General features: G+C 17.4%; 16 protein-coding genes and 5 tRNA genes. 5 read left to right on the top strand and 16 right to left on the bottom strand.

Translation table 11 applies throughout. The annotated features are described in order from the left end of the window. Position 1 precedes the first annotated feature (1 nt). The 4 genes from typA to glnS all read right to left on the bottom strand — a co-directional run bounded on the left by typA (position 2) and on the right by glnS (position 5,794). The gene (typA, locus tag RJT18_RS01415) at positions 2-1,810 is read right to left on the bottom strand and encodes a translational GTPase TypA (protein WP_343154669.1); all 1,809 of its coding nucleotides are present in this window, start codon (positions 1,808-1,810) and stop codon (positions 2-4) included. Between the two features lie 118 nt (positions 1,811-1,928). Beyond that, the gene (locus RJT18_RS01410; RefSeq protein ID WP_343154668.1) at positions 1,929-2,786 is read right to left on the bottom strand and encodes a 5'-3' exonuclease; all 858 of its coding nucleotides are present in this window, start codon (positions 2,784-2,786) and stop codon (positions 1,929-1,931) included. A gap of 27 nt (positions 2,787-2,813) precedes the next feature. Beyond that, positions 2,814-4,094 carry a phosphopyruvate hydratase gene (gene eno / locus RJT18_RS01405; RefSeq protein ID WP_343154667.1) on the bottom strand — a complete coding sequence of 427 codons (1,281 nt, stop codon included), beginning with the start codon at positions 4,092-4,094 and terminating at the stop codon, positions 2,814-2,816. A 53-nt stretch (positions 4,095-4,147) separates the two neighbouring features. Continuing rightward, positions 4,148-5,794 (bottom strand): glutamine--tRNA ligase, encoded by a 1,647-nt coding sequence (gene glnS / locus RJT18_RS01400; RefSeq protein WP_343154666.1) that lies wholly within the window; start codon positions 5,792-5,794, stop codon positions 4,148-4,150. Positions 5,795-5,958: 164 nt separating this feature from the next. Between glnS and RJT18_RS01395 the strand changes: the two genes are divergently transcribed. The 4 genes from RJT18_RS01395 (at position 5,959) to rpiA (ending at position 6,970) form a co-directional block, all read left to right on the top strand. Continuing rightward, positions 5,959-6,032 (top strand) — tRNA-Met (locus RJT18_RS01395). Positions 6,033-6,070: 38 nt separating this feature from the next. Further along, a tRNA-Leu gene (locus tag RJT18_RS01390) sits at positions 6,071-6,153 on the top strand. A gap of 30 nt (positions 6,154-6,183) precedes the next feature. Further along, a tRNA-Gln gene (locus tag RJT18_RS01385) sits at positions 6,184-6,255 on the top strand. 52 nt (positions 6,256-6,307) lie between these two features. Continuing rightward, complete coding sequence (rpiA, locus tag RJT18_RS01380) at positions 6,308-6,970, top strand: ribose-5-phosphate isomerase RpiA (RefSeq protein WP_343154665.1); 663 nt, start codon at positions 6,308-6,310, stop codon at positions 6,968-6,970. 21 nt (positions 6,971-6,991) lie between these two features. Here the strand turns inward: rpiA and gshA are convergent, their stop codons facing one another. The 5 genes from gshA to alaS all read right to left on the bottom strand — a co-directional run bounded on the left by gshA (position 6,992) and on the right by alaS (position 11,736). Beyond that, positions 6,992-8,497, bottom strand: a complete 1,506-nt coding sequence (gene gshA / locus RJT18_RS01375) for a glutamate--cysteine ligase (RefSeq protein WP_343154664.1) — start codon at positions 8,495-8,497, stop codon at positions 6,992-6,994. A gap of 95 nt (positions 8,498-8,592) precedes the next feature. Beyond that, positions 8,593-8,666, bottom strand: a tRNA-Arg gene (locus RJT18_RS01370). Positions 8,667-8,727: 61 nt separating this feature from the next. Further along, positions 8,728-8,815: transfer RNA gene (locus RJT18_RS01365), tRNA-Ser, on the bottom strand. A 109-nt stretch (positions 8,816-8,924) separates the two neighbouring features. Beyond that, positions 8,925-9,104, bottom strand: coding sequence for a carbon storage regulator CsrA (gene csrA, locus RJT18_RS01360; protein ID WP_343154662.1), 180 nt, complete (start codon positions 9,102-9,104; stop codon positions 8,925-8,927). Positions 9,105-9,171: 67 nt separating this feature from the next. Continuing rightward, a complete protein-coding gene (alaS, locus tag RJT18_RS01355; RefSeq protein ID WP_343154659.1) occupies positions 9,172-11,736 on the bottom strand; it encodes an alanine--tRNA ligase in 2,565 nt (854 codons plus the stop codon). Between the two features lie 268 nt (positions 11,737-12,004). On the opposite strand from alaS, the gene RJT18_RS01350 reads away from it, so the two are divergent. Beyond that, positions 12,005-12,952 carry an RluA family pseudouridine synthase gene (locus tag RJT18_RS01350; RefSeq protein WP_343154657.1) on the top strand — a complete coding sequence of 316 codons (948 nt, stop codon included), beginning with the start codon at positions 12,005-12,007 and terminating at the stop codon, positions 12,950-12,952. Between the two features lie 80 nt (positions 12,953-13,032). On the opposite strand, the gene aroQ is transcribed toward RJT18_RS01350, so the two are convergent. The 7 genes from aroQ to RJT18_RS01315 all read right to left on the bottom strand — a co-directional run bounded on the left by aroQ (position 13,033) and on the right by RJT18_RS01315 (position 18,189). Next, positions 13,033-13,482: a type II 3-dehydroquinate dehydratase gene (aroQ, locus tag RJT18_RS01345; RefSeq protein WP_343154656.1), complete on the bottom strand. Its 450-nt coding sequence runs from the start codon at positions 13,480-13,482 to the stop codon at positions 13,033-13,035. Positions 13,483-13,716: 234 nt separating this feature from the next. Next, a complete protein-coding gene (rplS, locus tag RJT18_RS01340) occupies positions 13,717-14,079 on the bottom strand; it encodes a 50S ribosomal protein L19 (protein ID WP_343154655.1) in 363 nt (120 codons plus the stop codon). Between the two features lie 27 nt (positions 14,080-14,106). Next, positions 14,107-14,862 (bottom strand): tRNA (guanosine(37)-N1)-methyltransferase TrmD, encoded by a 756-nt coding sequence (trmD, locus tag RJT18_RS01335; protein WP_343154654.1) that lies wholly within the window; start codon positions 14,860-14,862, stop codon positions 14,107-14,109. Positions 14,863-14,870: 8 nt separating this feature from the next. Further along, entirely contained in the window at positions 14,871-15,383 is a 513-nt protein-coding gene (gene rimM / locus RJT18_RS01330) for a ribosome maturation factor RimM (RefSeq protein WP_343154652.1), read from the bottom strand. After that, positions 15,374-15,622 carry a 30S ribosomal protein S16 gene (gene rpsP / locus RJT18_RS01325; RefSeq protein WP_343154651.1) on the bottom strand — a complete coding sequence of 83 codons (249 nt, stop codon included), beginning with the start codon at positions 15,620-15,622 and terminating at the stop codon, positions 15,374-15,376. The genes rimM and rpsP overlap by 10 nt, the downstream gene beginning before the upstream one ends. A 22-nt stretch (positions 15,623-15,644) precedes the next feature. Then, positions 15,645-16,991, bottom strand: a complete 1,347-nt coding sequence (locus RJT18_RS01320) for a signal recognition particle protein (protein ID WP_343154650.1) — start codon at positions 16,989-16,991, stop codon at positions 15,645-15,647. Between the two features lie 67 nt (positions 16,992-17,058). Beyond that, the gene (locus tag RJT18_RS01315) at positions 17,059-18,189 is read right to left on the bottom strand and encodes a prephenate dehydratase domain-containing protein (RefSeq protein ID WP_343154649.1); all 1,131 of its coding nucleotides are present in this window, start codon (positions 18,187-18,189) and stop codon (positions 17,059-17,061) included. Positions 18,190-18,280 lie beyond the last annotated feature (91 nt).

Below are 18,280 nucleotides of genomic sequence, written 5' to 3'. Positions count from 1 at the left end.
TTTATTTTTTATATTTTTTTCTTTCACTTTCTGTTAAATATTTTTTTCTTAATCTTATTTTTTTTGGTGTTATTTCTATGAGTTCATCATCATTTATAAAATTAAATGCTTTTTCTAATGTTATAGTTATTGGATTTATTAAATTTATAGCTTCATCTGTTCCAGACGCTCTCATATTAGTTAATTTTTTACCAGATAGGCAATTTACTGTTAAATCATTTGTTCTATTATTAATTCCTATTATTTGACCTTCATATACTTCTTCACCATGAGAAATAAATAATTTTCCTCTTTCTTGTAATGAAAATAAAGAAAATCCTAATGCTTTTCCTCTTTTGTTAGATATTAAAACTCCATTTTTTCTTTGTCCTATTTTATAATTTTTTTTTATATCATATTTGTAGAATGAAGAATAAAATATTCCAGTTCCTGAAGTTATATTATTAAATTCGGATCTAAATCCTATTAGTGCTCTACTAGAAATGTTATAGTCTAAACATATTCTATTTTTTTCATTGCTTGAAATTATATTTTTTAAATCTCCTTTTCTTTCTCCAATAAAGTTCATTATGCTTCCTTGATGTTTTTTTTCTATATCAATTATTAAATTTTCATATGGTTCATATATTTTTTCTTTATCTTTTTTAAAAATTATTTTAGGTCTAGATAATTCCATTTCAAATCCTTCTCTTCTCATAGTTTCTATTAGGATAGATAAATGTAATTCTCCTCTACCTGATATACAAAATGTGTTTGAATTATTTTTATAATCTATTTCTAAAGAAACATTTTTAGATTTTTCTTGTTTTAATCTATTTAATATTTGTCTAGAAGTTAAATATTTTCCTTCTTTTCCTGCAATCGGAGATGTATTTACTGATAAAAATATTTTTACTGTGGGTTTATCTATTGATAAATCAGGAAATGGTTTAATATCTTTTTTATCACATATAGTATCAGATATTTCTATGTCTTCTAATCCTGATATTAAAACTATTTCTCCTGCATTAGATTTTTTTATTTCTATTTTTTCTAAACCACAATAATGTAATATTTTATTAACTTTTCCAATTTTTTTTTTGTTTTTATTATTTTTTATATAAACAGTTTGATTTTTTTTTATTTTTCCAGATTTTATTTTTCCTATTCCTATATTTCCTAAATAATTATCATAATCTATTTGAGATATTTGCAATTTTAAATTTGTATTTTTTTTTATTTTATGAGTTGGAGTATGATTTATTATTGTTTTTATTAGAGGAATCATATTATGTTTTATTTTTTTTAAATCTGTACCTGAAGTTCCTAATGATGCAGAAGTATATACTATTGGAAAATCTAATTGTTTTTCATTTGCATTAAGATTTATAAATAAGTCAAATATTTTATTTAAAACCCATTCTGGTCTAGAATTTTTTCTATCTATTTTGTTTATTACTACTATAGGATTTAAATTATATAAAAAAGATTTTTTGGTAACAAATCTTGTTTGAGGCATAGGTCCTTCTAAAGAATCTACTATTAATAAAACTGAATCTACCATTGACATTATTCTTTCTACTTCTCCACCAAAATCTGCATGTCCTGGAGTATCTACTATATTTATTTTATATTTTTTCCAAAATATGGATGCATGTTTTGATAATATTGTAATTCCTCTTTCTTTTTCTAAAATATTAGAGTCCATTATTCTATTTTCTTTATTATTTTTTTCTTTAAATTGTGTAGATGATCTTAATAATTTATCTATTAATGTTGTTTTTCCATGGTCTACATGAGCTATTACTGCTATATTTTTTATTTTTTTCATATTTTATATAATAAAATGTTTTAGTTATTATTCATTATTTATTTTTTTATTTTTTAATAAAAAATAATTATTTAAAAAATATTTTATATTTATTATTTTTTATTAAAACTTTATATTTTTAATTTATTATTTTATATTTAAATTTATTTTTTTTAAAAAATATATTTAATTTTTTTATATTTGGATTTTTTAATTTTAAATTTTTAAATTTACTTTTTATTTTAAAATGCAAATTTAATCTAGTAAGATTTAATGAAAAAATTGTTTCTTTTTTTTTTCTTTTTAAATTTTTTATTATTTTTATCTTATTTTTTATGTTTAAATATTTTATTTTTTCTATATTTTTATATATATTTTTTAAATTTTTATATTTTTTTATAAGTTTTTGTGCTGTTTTTTTTCCTATGCATGGTACTCCTGGTATATTGTCAGATCTATCTCCTACTAACGATAGGTAATCTGGAATATTTTTTGGAAAAATTTTATATTCTTTTTTTACTTCTTCTTTTCCTATTATTTTATTAAAATTTTTTAAAATAAATGTTTTTGAATTTATTATCTGATACATATCTTTATCATTAGTCAATATAAATACTAAATTTTTTTTTTTGTTTTCTATTTTTGATAATATTCCAATAGCATCATCTGCTTCTATTAGTGGTATACTTACTATAGGTATTCCAAGATTTTTTATTAAAAAATTTAATGGTTTTATTTGATCTATAATTTCTTTAGGCATAATAGGTCTATTTTTTTTATATTTTTTATATATTTTTTTCCTAAAATTTTTTTTTTTTGAATCAAATACAAATATTATTTTTTTTGGATTATATTTTTTATAAATTATATTAATCATATTAATAAATCCATATATTATGTTTATTGGTTTTCCAACATTATTTTTTAACATTGGTATTGCAAAATAATATTTGTACATATAATTAGTTCCATCTATTATAAAAGTTTTATTTTTCATTTTTGTAAAAACGTTTTAATTTATTTTTTATATTTTTATTTCATATTTTGTTTTAATTAATTTTTCTTCTATTCTAATTAGTCTATTGTATTTGCAAGTTCTTTCTGATCTAGACATAGATCCTGTTTTTATTTGACCTGATATAGTTCCTATAGATAAATCTGATATAAAAGTATCTTCTGTTTCTCCAGATCTATGAGAAATAATTGTATTATATTTATATTTTTTTGCTATATTAATAGTTTTTAATGTTTCTGTTAAAGTTCCTATTTGATTTAATTTTATTAAAATAGCATTTGCTGCTTTTTTTAAAATTCCTTTTTTTAATATTATAGGGTTAGTTACAAATAAATCGTCTCCTACTATTTGTATATCATTTCCAATATGTTTTGTTTGATATTGAAATCCTTTCCAATCATTTTCTTCTAATCCATCTTCTATAGATTTTATAAAATACTTATTGGATATTTTTTTTAAATATTTTGTAAATTCTTTATAATTTAAAAATTTGTTTTCACTTTTTATTTCATATTTATTTGTTAATTTATTATATAATTCCGATCCAGCACAATCTATAGCAATGTTTATATCTTTTCCTAATACATATTTTGTTTTTTTAATTGCTTTTTCTATTAATTTTAAAGCTTCTTCATTATTTTTTAAGTTTGGTGCAAAACCGCCTTCATCTCCTACTGATATACTTATGTTATTTTTTTTTAATATTATATATAATGAATGAAAAATTTCACATCCCATTCTAATAGATTTTTTTATTGATATATTTTTTGATGGTTGTATCATAAATTCTTGTATATCTAAATTATTATTAGAATGTTTTCCTCCATTTATTATATTAATCATAGGTCTAGGAACTATTATTTTTTCTTTTTGATCAGATAATTTGTATATATGTTCATATAAATTAATTTTTTTATATTTGGCATATGCTTTAGCCACAGATAACGACACAGAAAGTATTGCATTAGATCCTAAATTAGATTTATTTTTTGTTCCATCTTCTTTTATCATTATTTCATCTATCTTTTCTTGTTCTTTTGCATTTTTATTTTTTAATATTTTTGATATTATGCAATTAACATTTTTAACTGCTTTTAATACTCCTTGTCCAAAAAAATATTTTTTATTATTATCTCTAAGTTCTAATGATTCTTTTGACCCTGTAGAAGCTCCTGAAGGGACACTTGCTTTACCAAAAGATCCATCTTCTAAATATACTTCAGATTCTATTGTAGGATATCCTCTAGAATCTATTATTTCTCTAGCAAATATTTTTTTTATTTTTATCATTTTTTTTTAATTTTTATTTAAAATAGTTTTTAAAAATATTTTATAAAATTATATTATTTTTTGAATTTTGTTATGCATGTGAAAGTAATATTTTTATTTTTTTTTAAATTATTTAACATAAAATATCCAATTCTTTCAAATTGTATATAATTTTTTAAAATTTTAGATAATATATCTTTTTGTGAAAAACCTATTTTAACTTTTTTTGATTTTTTATCTATATATTGTATCATATTTTTTTTCTTTTCAGGATATTTAGTTTTAAATAAGTTTTTATATATTTTAAATTTTGTTTTAATAGAATCTTTTATAGATACCCAATGTATTATTGATATTTTTTTTTTTTTTTTATTTTTTTTATTAATTATGTTTTTATAACATTTGCAATAAATTTTTTCTATTTTATTTAGTTTATTTTTTTTTATTTTTTTAGCTTTTATAAAATATGAATATCTTAATTTTACTTTTCCATTTATAAAAAGTTTTTTTTTATTTTTTGATGTTTCTTCAAAATCTTCTTTTTCTATATATATTTCTTTTCTAAGAACAATTTTTTGTGTGCCAAATTTTTTTATTTTAGGATGATTTGGTATTTTTATTATTTTTTTATAATTTTTTGGCAAATTATATATTATAATTTTTATAGGATTCAATACAGCCATAGCTCTTTTTACTTTGTTTTTTAAATCTTCTTTTATAAAATGTTCTAAATAAGACATTTGTATAAAATTTTCTTTTCTAGTTACTCCTATATAATTACAAAAATTCATTATTGATATAGGAGTATATCCTCTTTTTCTTAATCCTGATATTGTTAATAATCTTGGATCTGACCAATTTTTTACTATTTTTTTTTTTATTAATTTTTTTATTTTTCTTTTAGAAATAATGTTGTTTTCGATGTTTAATCTAGAAAATTCATATTGTTTTGGTCTATTTTTAGTTCCTATATTTTTTAGTATCCAATTATATAAAATTTTATTATTTGTAAATTCTGTAGTACAAATAGAATGAGTAATTTTTTCTATATAATCCGATATACAATGAGAAAAGTCATATGTAGGATATATACACCATTTATTTTTAGTTTGATGATGTTTTTTTATCTTTATAACTCTATATAATACTGGATCTCTCATTATTATTATTTTTGATTTCATATTTATTTTGGCTCTAAGACATATACTTCCATCTTTAAAATATCCATTTTTCATTTTTTTAAATAAATTTATATTTTTTTCAATTTTTCTGTTTCTAAATGGACTATTTTTTCCTTCTTTTATCAAACTTCCTCTATATTTTCTTATTTGATTTTTTGTTAAATTATCTACGTATGCTAATCCTTTTTTTATTAATATCATTGCATATTTATAAAATATTTTAAAATAATTAGATGCATATTTTATATTTTCGTTCCATTTTAATCCTAACCATTTTATATCTTTTTTTATAGAATTTATATACTTAATTTTTTCTTTAGATGGATTAGTGTCGTCAAATCTTAGATTGCATTTACCTAAATATTTTTTTGATATATTAAAATTTATAAAAATTGATTTTGCATGACCTATATGCAGATGACCATTTGGTTCTGGAGGAAATCTTGTTTTTATATTTAATGAATTATTTTTAAGTATGTCTTTTTCAATTATTTTATATATAAAATTTGTATTTATTTTTTTATTTTTATTTATTTTCATTTTTTTTATAAATTATTTATCATAATTTTTTTATTATATAATAATTTAGATGTATTTTTTATTTTTTTATTTTTAAAAACATTTTCAAAATTTGTTGATAATTTATGTATAATTTAGTATATTTTAATTTTAAAAATGTTTTTATTAATAATTTTTATAATAATAGCTATGTAGCTCAGATGGTTAGAGCGCAGCACTCATAACGCTGAGGTCATGGGTTCGATTCCCGTCATAGCTAAGATTTTTTTTAATTTATGTAAAAACTTTAAAAATATAGCGGAGATGGCGGAATAGGTATACGCATCAGATTTAGGTTCTGACGCTTGTAAAGCATGCGAGTTCAAATCTCGCTCTCCGTATTTTATTTATTTAATAAAATTTATTTTTTTTGGGGCATGGCCAAGTGGTTAAGGCATCGGTTTTTGATACCGGGATCCCTGGTTCGAATCCAGGTGCCCCAGTTTTTAACATTTTTTTTGAATTTTTCAACGTTTTCTATGTAAGATTATTTTTATGAATATAAAAAAATTAAAGAAGATGTCTTCTATTGCTGCATTAAAATATATTAATAAAGATTCTATTATAGGAATAGGAACAGGTAGTACAGTAATAACTTTTATAAAAGAATTAAAAAAAATTTCTAATTATATAAGAGGTGTTGTATCTAGTTCTAAAATTTCTAGCTTTTATTTAAAAAAATATAATATAAAAATATTTGACACTAAAGAAATAGATAGTATAGAAATTTATATAGATGGCGCAGATGAAATAAATAATAATATGCAAATGATAAAAGGAGGTGGAGGAGCTTTAACAGGAGAAAAAATTTTAGCAGGTATGTCAAAAACTTTTATTTGTATAGCAGATTTTACTAAAAAAGTTAGTATTTTGGGAAAAAATAATCCAATTCCTGTAGAAATTATTTCTATTTCTTATTCTTTTGTAAAAAATAAAATAATTCAATTAGGTGGTTATCCAGTATTAAGAAAGAATTTTTTAACAGATTATAATAATATTATTATAGATATATATAATATATTTTTAAAAGATCCTGTAAAATTAGAAAAAAAAATAAACAATATACCAGGAGTAGTTACTGTAGGAATATTTTCTATTAGAAAAGCAGATATTGCTTTGATTTCTTATGAAAACAAAATAGAAGAAATAAAAAAATAATATTTTTTATTTAAAAATATATTATTTAATATATTTACATTTTTTATCAATTATTTTTTTTTCTTTTATTGATATGTATTTTTCTTTAATAAATTTTATTTTATTTTTATTTTTTATTTTTTTTCCTATACTTTTTTTTAAATATTTTTTAGAAATTTTTAAACCAAAATTTTTAATACCATATTTTTTTATATTTTTTAGAATTTTTGAAGAATATGTTAATTTTTTATTTTTTAAAATTTTTTTAACTTTTTTATAAGATTCTTCATATTCTTTTAAATTTGTATTAGAATCCAATATCTTAGCAATTTTTTTTATTTTATTTAATATTTTAAAACTAATTTTTATAAATGTTTTTTTTTTTTTATTTATATATATTTTTTGTCCAGATTTTTTTCCATTTATACATATATTTTCCCAGTTTGTATTTATTTTTTTCATTTCAGATTTTTTTATATATGGAGATTTTATAGATATACACCAAATTAAAAATAAATCTAAAAAAAGAATTTGATATTTTTTTATTCCTATATTAGTAAATGGATTTATATCTAATGATCTTATTTCTATATATTTTATTCCTCTTTTTTCTAAAGCATTTATTTGAGTTTCGTTTTTTTTAGTATTTTGCTTTGGTCTTATTTGAATATATAGTTCATTTTCTAATTGTATTATATTATCATTTATTTGTTGCTTATTAATTTTTATTTTTTTAAATTTGTTTTCTTTTGTATTTAGTGCTTTTTTTACTTTTTTTATATATTCTGATAAAGAGTTAAATTTAATTTTTATTTTTTTTTTTATATTATTATAATTTCCTAGTTTACTGTTTCTTAATGAAGTAGACCATTTTGAAAACAATATATCTCTTTTTTTTTTAAGATTATATTTTTTTGTTTTTATTTTAATTTTTTTTGAGATATATGGAGAAGCTCCAAAAACATATGATATAAAATAACCAAATCTATAATAATTTCTTATTATATGCATATATCCTTTTGAAATTATATTTTTATTTATTTTTTTTTTTCTTACATATTTTTTCCAAAATTCTATAGGAAAAGAAAAATTGTAATGTATTCCAGATATTATATTTTTATAAGTTCCATATCTATTTTTTAATCCTATTCTATATAGTTCTTTTTTTTTTCCTATGTATGAATTTCCATATTGTGCTATTTTTATTATTTTTTCATTTTTTGGATAATATGGAGGAATGCTAAGAGGCCATAACATTTCTTTATCTAAATTATTTATTGTATATATATATATATCTTTTAAAAATCTTTTTAATTTTTTAATACTTTTTGTTTTTGGACTTACAAATTCTATTAAATTTTCTGAAAAATCAGTAGTTATCCATTTATGTGTTAATGAAGATCCTAGTTTTTCAGGATGAGATTTTTTAGAAAAATTTCCATTTTTATCTATTCTTATAGATTCTCTTTCTATTCCTCTACAAATTTTTTTAAATATTTTTTTATTTTTTTTTATCCATTTTAAGTTGCAAAAATATTTTGATATCAAAATTTTTACTCCATATTTTTAATATTTTAAATAATTGTTTATTAAAAAAAAATATTTTTAATTTTAATATTTAAAAATATTATAATTTTGTATATTGCATCCGGAAGGATTCGAACCTTCAACCTCTCAGTTCGTAGCTGAGTGCTATATCCTAATAAGCTACGGATGCTAATTTTTATGTTAAAAATAAAATTTTTATTTTATTAAAAAATATTTTTAATATTAAAAATAGGTGAGAGAGGGATTCGAACCCTCGATACATTTTTTGTGTATGTTCCCTTAGCAGGGGAATACCTTAAGCCTCTCGGTCATCTCACCAAATATTTTTGTTACAAATTAGATTTTACTTTTTTTGAACATTAAGTCAAATGTTTTTTTATAAAATTTTAACTACGTCTTGCTTATAATCAAAGCAAGACGTGTTATTTTATTTAACTATTTTTTTTTCTGATTGAATTCTTTCATATATCTCTTCTCTATGTACAGATATATTTTTTGGGGCATTTATACCAACTCTTACTTGATTTCCTTTTATTCCTAATACGGTTACTGTTATTTCATCACCTATTACTAAAGTTTCTCCTATTCTTCGAGTTAGTATAAGCATAATTTTTCCTTTTTATATTAATATAATATTTTTATTTATGTTAAAATATTTTTAAAAAAAATTTATTTTATTTATATGGAAACCAAATATTTATTTCTTTTAATATTTTTTTTGTTAAATTTATGTTTTTATTGCCTCCTTGAGCTAAATTATTTTTTCCTCCTCCATTTCCATTAGTTTTTAAGTTTATTATTTTTAATATTTTTTTAGCACTTATTTTTTTTGGCATATTTTTTGAAACTTTTACAATTATAGATATATTTTTATTTTTTACATTTGCTATTATTATTATTATTTTATTTTTTATTTTTTCTATTTTATCTATAAATTTTCTTATTAATATATTATTTTGATTTTTTAAAAATTTTATTGCTATATAAAATTTATTTATTTTGAATATATTTTTTAATACTTTTTTTATTTTTTTATTTAATAATTTTTCTTGTAATAAAAATATTTTTTTTTCTAATAATTCATTTTTTTTATTTATTAAATTAATATATTTTAATATATTTTTTTTATTTATTTTGTTTTTTATTGATATATTATTTATTATTTTTTCGTTTTTATATATTTCTTTTAATGCATATTTTCCTGTAAAAGATTTTATTCTATAATTTTTATTTGATATTTTATATATTTTAAAAATTTTGAATATTCCTATTTCTCCTGTATTTTTAACATGAGTTCCTGAACATGGTTCTAAAGAAAAATTTCCTATTTTTACTATTCTTATAGTGTCGTATTTTTTTTTTTCTAAATTATTTTTTTTATAAAATTTTTTGTATTCTTTTTCATTAATTATATTTGTTTTTACAATATTATTTTTTCTTATTTCCTTATTTACAGTTTTTTCTATTTTATAAATTTCACTTTCTAATATTTTATTATTATATGAAAAGTCAAATGTAAAATATTTTTTTTTAATATTTGATCCTTTTTGTTTTATTTTTTTTCCAAGAATTTTTTTTAAAGTTTTATGAAGAATATGAGTTGATGTATGATTGGATTGTATAGATAGTCTTTTTTTATAATCTATTTTTGTTTTTATTTTATCTTTTATAAAAAAGTTTCCTTTTATTACTTTGCCTATATGAATTATGGTATTATTTATTTTTTTAGTGTTTTTTACTAAAAATATAGAATTTTTGTTATATATTTTACCTGAATCTCCAATTTGACCAGAAGATTCACCAAAAAAAGTTGTTTTTTTTAATATAATTTCACCTTTTTCCTTTTTTTTTATTATATTTTTTCTCTTTTTTTTTTTATATATATCTAAAATTTTGCTTTTTATTTTTTTTAATTTATATCCTAAAAATTTTGTTTTTCTTAAATTTAAAATATAATTTTTATATTTTTCTTTAAATTTATTATTTTTTTTATTTATTTTTTTTTTTTTTTCTATTATTTTTAATATTTTTTTTTTGTTTATTTTTATATTATTTTTTTTACATTCTTTTATAGAAGTATTTATTGGGAAACCTAATGTATCATATAGATAAAAAATTTTTTTTTCGTTTATATTTTTTTTTAATATATTTTTTTTTAAATATTTAAAACCACTATTAATAGTATTTTTAAAAATTTTTTCTTCGTTTTCTAAAATTTTTTTTATTTTTTTTTTATATATCTTATTTTTATTATCTTTTATTATTTCTTTTATTAATGTATATAAAAATGGAATTTTTATATTTATATTATATCCATATATTATTATTCTTCTAATTATTTTTCTTAATATATATCCTTGATATTTGTTTGAAGGTATTATTCCTTCTGACATTATAAAATTCGCGGTTCTAATATGATCTATAATTATATTAATAGACTTTTTACATATTTTTTTAGATTTACTTATTTTAATTATTTTTTTTCTAATATTTTTAAAAATGTCTATTTCATAAGTAGATGATTTTTTTTGTAATATATATGTTATTCTTTCTAAACCCATTCCTGTGTCTATATATAAGTGTTTTAATTTAACAAATTTATTTTTTTTAATTTTATTATATTGTATAAAAACTATATTCCATATTTCTACAAAATATTTTATTTTTTTTTTATTTTTTGTATAATATTTTTTATAAAATATTTCTGTTGATGGACCGCATGGACCTGTTTTTCCCATTTCCCAAAAATTATCAGAGCTATTTTTTTTTGATATTTTTATATTTTTTTTTGATATTTTTATTATATTTAACCATATTTTATAAGTTTCCATATCTTTATAATTTACTGTTATAAACAATTTTTTTTTTTCTAAATTAAAATATTTTTTGTTAGTTAATAATTTCCACGCATATAAAATTGCTTTTTCTTTAGAATAACTTCCAAAACTAAAATTTCCTAACATATTAAATGAAGTATGATGATGTGAAGTCATCCCAACTTGTTTTATATCATTATGTTTACCTCCTGTTCTAATACATGTTTGAGATGTTACAATTTTATTATATTTTATATTTTTTTTTCCTAAAAAATATTCTTTAAATTGATTCATTCCAGCATTTGTGAAAAGTAATGTTTTATCTTTTTTAGGTATTATTGATCCTTCCTTAATTATTTTATGACCATGTTTTTTAAAAAAGTTTAAAAATATTTTTTTTATTTCATTATATTTTATTTTCATTTTATTTATCTTTTATATTTTTTTTAATGTATAATTTGTATTTATAATTTTAATTTTAATATATATCTTATTTCAAAAATATTAAAATAAATTTAATTATAGTAATTTATGTTTTATTTATGGTATTTATTATATTTAATTATATTATTTTTAGAATCTTTGTTTTTATTAAATTTTCTAAAAATAATTATAAGAAAAATTAATTATGTATTTTATTTTTTAAAAAATAATTTTAAATTTTTTTTTTATTTTTATTACAATATTTTTTATGAATTATAAAGTTGGAAGTAAAAATGTATTTTTTATTAATTTGAAAAAAAAATATAGAATAGATGTTATTTTACAAAAAAAAATTTCTAAATATTCTAGATCAAAAATTAAACATTTTTTTATTAATGGAAAAGTTTTTTTAAACGGAATTGTTTGTAAAAAACCTAGTAAAAAGATTAATTATTCTATAATAATGTTTATAGAAAAATCATATAAAAAAAAAATTTTTTTCCCAGAAAATATTTTTTTAAATTTTATATATATAGATAAATATATAGCTATAATAAATAAAAAAAATAATATTATAATGCATCCTGGTAATGGTAACCAAACAGGAACTATATTAAATGCTATATTGTATTATTTTAAGGAATCTAATAACATTCCTAGAGCAGGTATAGTGCATAGACTTGATAAAAATACTACTGGATTATTAGTTATAGCAATAAATTTATTTTCTTATTATAAACTTTTAAAATTAATAAAAAAAAGAAAAATAGTAAGAGAATATGAAGCTATTGTAATTGGAAATATATTTTCTGATGGATATATTTCAGCTCCCATAAAACGTCATAAATTTTTTAAAACTAAAATGTGTGTTAATAAACATGGTAAAAAGGCAGTTACTTATTATAAAGTTATTAATAGATTTTCTAATTGTACACATCTAAGAATAAAATTACAAACTGGTAGAACTCATCAAATAAGAGCGCATTTTTTACATATTAATCATCCAGTAGTAGGAGATAAAAAATATTTTGATAATAGAAATATACATTGTTTAAAAAAAAATTGTTTTGATTATATAAAAAAATTTCCAAGACAAGCATTGCACTCTGTTATGATAAAGTTTAAGCATCCTAAAACAAAAAAAAAATTAAAATTTTGTTCTAATTTGCCTGAAGATATTAAAAAATTGGTCACAGTTTTAAAAAACAATTTTTAATAATATTGCACTTTTCTATTTAAAAAAAGAAAAGTGCAAAAAGAAATTTATATTTATTATATAAATTTTAATAATTATTTTTATTTTTCTTTTATTATTTTATCATATATTGCTTCTAATGCTAAAAAATATCCTTTTATTCCTAATCCGCATATTATTCCAGAAGAAATGTCAGAAAACCAAGAATTTGCCCTAAAATTTTCTCTAGAATATATATTAGATATATGTATTTCTATAAATGGAATATTTACTGATAATAAGGCATCTCTTAATGCTATACTAGTATGTGTATACGCTGCCGGATTTATTATAATATATTTTACTATTTTTTTTGATATTTGTATTTTTTTAATTAATTTAGATTCAGAATTAGATTGAAATGTTTTTAAATGAATTTTAAAAAAATTTGCTTTTTTTTTTAATTTTTTTACTAATTTTTTTAAAGTAATTTTTCCATATATCTTATTTTCTCTTTTTCCTAATAAATTTAAATTAGGTCCATTTATTAGTAGAACTGTTTTTTTTTTCATAAAAATATTTTTTATAAGTTTTTACATAAAATAATATTAATAATATATTATTTTAATAAATATATATATTTTTTAAAATTTTTATAAATATTAAATTTAAATATTAAAAATATAAATAAAAATTTTTTTTAAAAGTATTTTTAAATTTAAGTTTAAAAATTTTTATTAAAAATAAAAATATTTATATCATGCAGGTATACTGCATGATCTTAAAATTAAAAAAATTTTAGAATTTTATTTAATTTTTTTTTTAATTTTTCTTTCTTTTATTTTATAAGATTTTCCATGTAAATTTCTTATATAATATAATTTAGATTTTTTTACCTTTCCATATTTTTTTATTTCTATTTTTTTTATTATAGGAGAATATTTTTTAAAAACTTTTTCTATTCCTTCTCCATTAGAAATCTTTCTAACACAAAATGATGATCTAAATCCTTTATTTTTAACATAAATAACTATTCCTTCAAAATTTTGTATTCTTTTTTTTTCACCTTCTGATATCCAACTTTGTACATTAATTGTATCACCAGGCCTAAATGTTAATATATTTTTTGATATATTTTCATTTTCTATTTTATTTATAATTTTTTTCACAAATTTTCATCTTATTTTTATTTAATATTATTTTTTATATTTTTTTTTGAATATATTTAAAATTTTTTTTTTATTTTTTTTTAATTTTTTTTTGAATAGGTCTGGTCTTTTTTTTAAAGTTGTTTTTAATGATTCTTTAATTTTCCACAATTTTATATTTTTATGATTTCCTGATAATAAAACTTTTGGTACTTTCATTCCTTTAAATTTTTTAGGTTTAGTATAGTTAGGATAGTCTAATAATCCATTGAAAAATGAATCTTCTTTAATACATTTCTTTTTTAAAATTCCAGGTATAAATCTAACAATACATTCTATTAATACCATTGATGGTATTTCTCCTCCAGATAAAACATAATCTCCTATAGATATTTCTTCATCTACTTCTTTAAATATTATTCTTTCATCTATTCCTTCATATCTGCCGCAAATTAATATTATTTTATTATATTTTAATATATTTAATATATTTTTTTTGTTTATCTTTTTTCCCTGAGGAGATAGATAAATAGTTTTTATATTTTTTTTTTTATATAATGATTTTATGTGTTTTATAGTTTTATATAATGGATATGGATTCATTATCATTCCAGGTCCACCGCCATAAGGTGTATCATCTATATTTTTATTTTTTTTATTTGTAAATTTTCTTGGATTCCAAAATTTTATTTTTAATATTTTAGATTTTATAGATTTATGTATTATTCCATATTTTAATATAGTTTTAAACATTTTAGGAAATATTGTTACAATATTTATTGTAGTATTATTTTTTTTTTTCATGTACTATTTTAAATAAAATTTGAATAGTTTTTTATTATTATTTTTTTTTTATATAAATCTATATTTTTTATATATTTTTTTAATATAAATGGTATTAAAATTTCTTTTTTTTTAATTTTTTTTTTATTTGTTTTTATTACTAATATATCATATGTTTGTGTATCTATAATTTTATATACTTTTCCTAAATATATATTTTTTTTATTAAATATTTTACATTTTATTATATCTTTCCAATAATATTCATCATTTAATAAATTAGGTAAGGAAGAATTTTTTATAAATATATTTTTTTTAACAAATTTTTCTGATTCTGTTCTGTTTGATATGTTTAAAATTTTTATTAATATTTTTTTTTTATTTTTTTTCCATTTTTCTATTTCTATAACTTTATATTTTTTGTTTATATATATATATAATGGAGAATATTCAAATATTTTTTCTTTTTTTTCTGTAAAAGAAATTATTTTTAACCAACCTAATATTCCATATGATTTTATTATTTTACCAGCTATAAGCATAATTTATTTTTCTTTATTATACTTTTTACTCTTTTTGAAAATACTGCTCCTCTTGTTAACCAAAATTGCATTCTATCTTCTGAAACATAAAAATTTTTTTTTAAATTTTTTTTTATAGGATCATAATACCCTATCTTTTCTATAAATCTACCATTTTGAGGAAATCTTACATCTGACACTATAATTTTATAAAATGGTCTTTTTTTAGATCCCTTTCTTGAAAGTCTTATTTTTATCATATTATATTTTTCTCATTTTTTTTTAAAAAATTTTATTCGTAAAAAAATTTTTCAAAAAATTTTTTGTTCCATTTATTTTTATTTTTTTCATAATTTTTTTTACATTATTAAATTTTTGTAATAATATATTAATTTGCTGAACTGTTGATCCTGAACCTAAAGCTATTCTTTTTTTTCTAGATCCTTTTATTATTTTAGGATTTTCTCTTTCCTTTTTTGTCATTGAAAGTATTATTGTTTTGAAACTTTTAATTATATCATCATTAAATTTTTTTAATTTTTCATTTTTTTTTACATATTTAAAAGGTATTTTATTTATTATTTTTTCTATTCCTCCCATTTTATTTAGTTGATTAATTTGTTCTAGAAAATTATTTAAATTAAATGTATTTTTTTTGTTTATTTTATTTTTATTAGAAATATATTTGTCTTTTTTTATTTGTAAATTTATCTTTTCTATTAAAGATGTTACATCTTCCATCCCTATTATTTTATTAACTATTTTTTTTGGTTCAAATATTTTTATTTTATCTATTTTTTCTCCGTTACATAAAAATTTTATTGGTTTATTTGTTATTATTCTGGCAGAAAAAGCAATACCACATCTTGCATCACTATCTGTTTTAGTCAATACTATTCCTGTTATTTTTACATATTTTTTAAAAGTTTTTATTATTTTTATAGAATCTTGTCCTATCATAGCATCACATACTAATAAAGTTTCTATAGGATTTAAAAATTTTTGAAATTTTTTTAAATCATTCATCATATTTTTATTTATATGTAATCTTCCAGAAGTGTCTATAACTACGCAATCATACATTTTCTTTTTTGCTTCTTTTATTCCTAATTCTAATATTTTGCTATGTTTTTTTTTACCATGTACATTTAAAAAATCTATTTTTGATAATTTTGATAAAAATTCAAGTTGTTCTATTGCAGCTGGTCTATTTATGTCTAACGAAAATGTACAAACTTTTTTTTTATAGTTATTTTTTATAAAATTTGCAATCTTAACTACACTGGTAGTTTTTCCCATTCCTTGTAATCCAACTATTAATATTATAGCTGGGTTTTTTGTAGATAGATTTATAAAACTAGGCTTTTCACCAAATTCTGAAATCATTTCTTTTTGTATAATATTTATTAGTTCTTGTCCTGGTGTAAAACTTTTGTTTATTTTTTTTCCTACAGCCTTTTTTCTTATTTTTTCTATAAAGTTTTTAATAATTTTTATTGGAACATCTGATTCTAAAAAAGACTTTCTTATTTCCCTTATAGTTTCATTTATATTTTTTTCTGTAATTATTCCAGATCCAGATATTTTTTCTATAATTTCATTAAAATTTTTTTTTATATTTTCAAACATTTTTTTCTCTTAATATAAATATGTTAAGTAAAAATTTTTTTCAATATTTTTTTATTAATATAAAATATTAAATTAAATTTTTATTTTTATAGTTTCCTATTATTTTTATATTTTTGGATATTTTAAATATTTTTCTTAATATAATATTTATATTTTTCATTAAAAATTTGTTGTTTATTAGTTCAATAAAATATATATTTTTATGATTTTTTGTTTCTGATTTATTGCATATAATTTCTTTTATTTCTATTTTATTTTTATATAAAATAGAAAAAATTTTGTTTGGAAATTGTTTTTTGTTATAAGAAAATCTAATTAAAAGTATATTTTTTTTGTTATTTAATTTTATATTTTTTTTTCTTTTCAAAACTATAAATTTAGTAAAATTTTTTTTATTATCATTTATATTTTTTTTTAAAATTTGTATTTTAAATAAATTTATATTTTTTTTATTTCCTATAGCTGCTATATTATTGTTTTTTTTATTGATAATTTTATTTATAGCATATGATGTACTTTTCATAAATATTATATTGCTTTTTTTATAAAATTTTTTTATAAATTTTTCACATTGCAAAAATGGTTGTATATGTGTATATATAGTTTTTATTTTTTTTGTTTCAATATTTTTTTTTGAAAATAAACAATGATTAATTTTCAAACATATTGTTTCTACAACAAACAATTTAGTTTTTTCTAAAATATTATATATTTCATTTATTTTACCTGTATTTGAATTTTCTATAGGTAATATTGCAATTTCTGTTTTTTTTTCTTTTACATATTTTTCTACATTTTTAAAATTTTTATATATAAATTTTTTTTTATATATATTTTTTTTTTTACAATATTTTTTTGCAGCATAATATGAATATGATCCCTTTGGACCTAATATTGATATTTTTTTAGTTATTAATTTTCTAAATATTTTTTTTTGTATTTTTATAGAATATTTTATTATACTTATAAATATCTTTTTTATATATTTTTTAGAAATATTATATTTTTTAGATTTATTATATATATTTAATAAAATTTCTTTTTCTCTATTTTTGTCTTTTATATTCTTTTTAAGATATATTTTTATTTTTGCAATTTTTTTAGAAATTTTATTTCTTTTAAATAATAAATTTATTATTTTTTTATCTATTTCATTAATTTTTTTTCTAAAATTTAAAAGATTTATTTCTGAATTCATAAAAATTTTTACTCTTATTTTATAAAAAAAAAATAAATTAGAATTTTAATATAAAATTATGATATTTAAAAAATATTATATAATTTTTATT

This window comes from Buchnera aphidicola (Pseudoregma panicola) (genome assembly GCF_039376655.1).
GTDB classification, from domain to species: Bacteria; Pseudomonadota; Gammaproteobacteria; order Enterobacterales; family Enterobacteriaceae; genus Buchnera_G; species Buchnera_G aphidicola_C.
The sequence above is the reverse complement of the archived record's forward strand: the minus strand, read 5'-3'. Positions and strand labels throughout refer to the sequence as shown.

What these genes read in the sequence shown, in the direction of transcription:
- typA (WP_343154669.1), bottom strand. Translation starts at nt 1,810, where the DNA reads ATGAAAAAAATAAAAAATATAGCAGTAATAGCTCATGTAGACCATGGA.
- RJT18_RS01410 (WP_343154668.1), bottom strand. Translation starts at nt 2,786, where the DNA reads ATGAAAAATAAAACTTTTATAATAGATGGAACTAATTATATGTACAAA.
- eno (WP_343154667.1), bottom strand. Translation starts at nt 4,094, where the DNA reads ATGATAAAAATAAAAAAAATATTTGCTAGAGAAATAATAGATTCTAGA.
- glnS (WP_343154666.1), bottom strand. Translation starts at nt 5,794, where the DNA reads ATGAAAATAAATAAAAATAAAAAAATAAATACAAATTTTATATATAAA.
- rpiA (WP_343154665.1), top strand. Translation starts at nt 6,308, where the DNA reads ATGAATATAAAAAAATTAAAGAAGATGTCTTCTATTGCTGCATTAAAA.
- csrA (WP_343154662.1), bottom strand. Translation starts at nt 9,104, where the DNA reads ATGCTTATACTAACTCGAAGAATAGGAGAAACTTTAGTAATAGGTGAT.
- alaS (WP_343154659.1), bottom strand. Translation starts at nt 11,736, where the DNA reads ATGAAAATAAAATATAATGAAATAAAAAAAATATTTTTAAACTTTTTT.
- RJT18_RS01350 (WP_343154657.1), top strand. Translation starts at nt 12,005, where the DNA reads ATGAATTATAAAGTTGGAAGTAAAAATGTATTTTTTATTAATTTGAAA.
- aroQ (WP_343154656.1), bottom strand. Translation starts at nt 13,482, where the DNA reads ATGAAAAAAAAAACAGTTCTACTAATAAATGGACCTAATTTAAATTTA.
- trmD (WP_343154654.1), bottom strand. Translation starts at nt 14,862, where the DNA reads ATGAAAAAAAAAAATAATACTACAATAAATATTGTAACAATATTTCCT.
- rimM (WP_343154652.1), bottom strand. Translation starts at nt 15,383, where the DNA reads ATGCTTATAGCTGGTAAAATAATAAAATCATATGGAATATTAGGTTGG.
- rpsP (WP_343154651.1), bottom strand. Translation starts at nt 15,622, where the DNA reads ATGATAAAAATAAGACTTTCAAGAAAGGGATCTAAAAAAAGACCATTT.
- RJT18_RS01320 (WP_343154650.1), bottom strand. Translation starts at nt 16,991, where the DNA reads ATGTTTGAAAATATAAAAAAAAATTTTAATGAAATTATAGAAAAAATA.
- RJT18_RS01315 (WP_343154649.1), bottom strand. Translation starts at nt 18,189, where the DNA reads ATGAATTCAGAAATAAATCTTTTAAATTTTAGAAAAAAAATTAATGAA.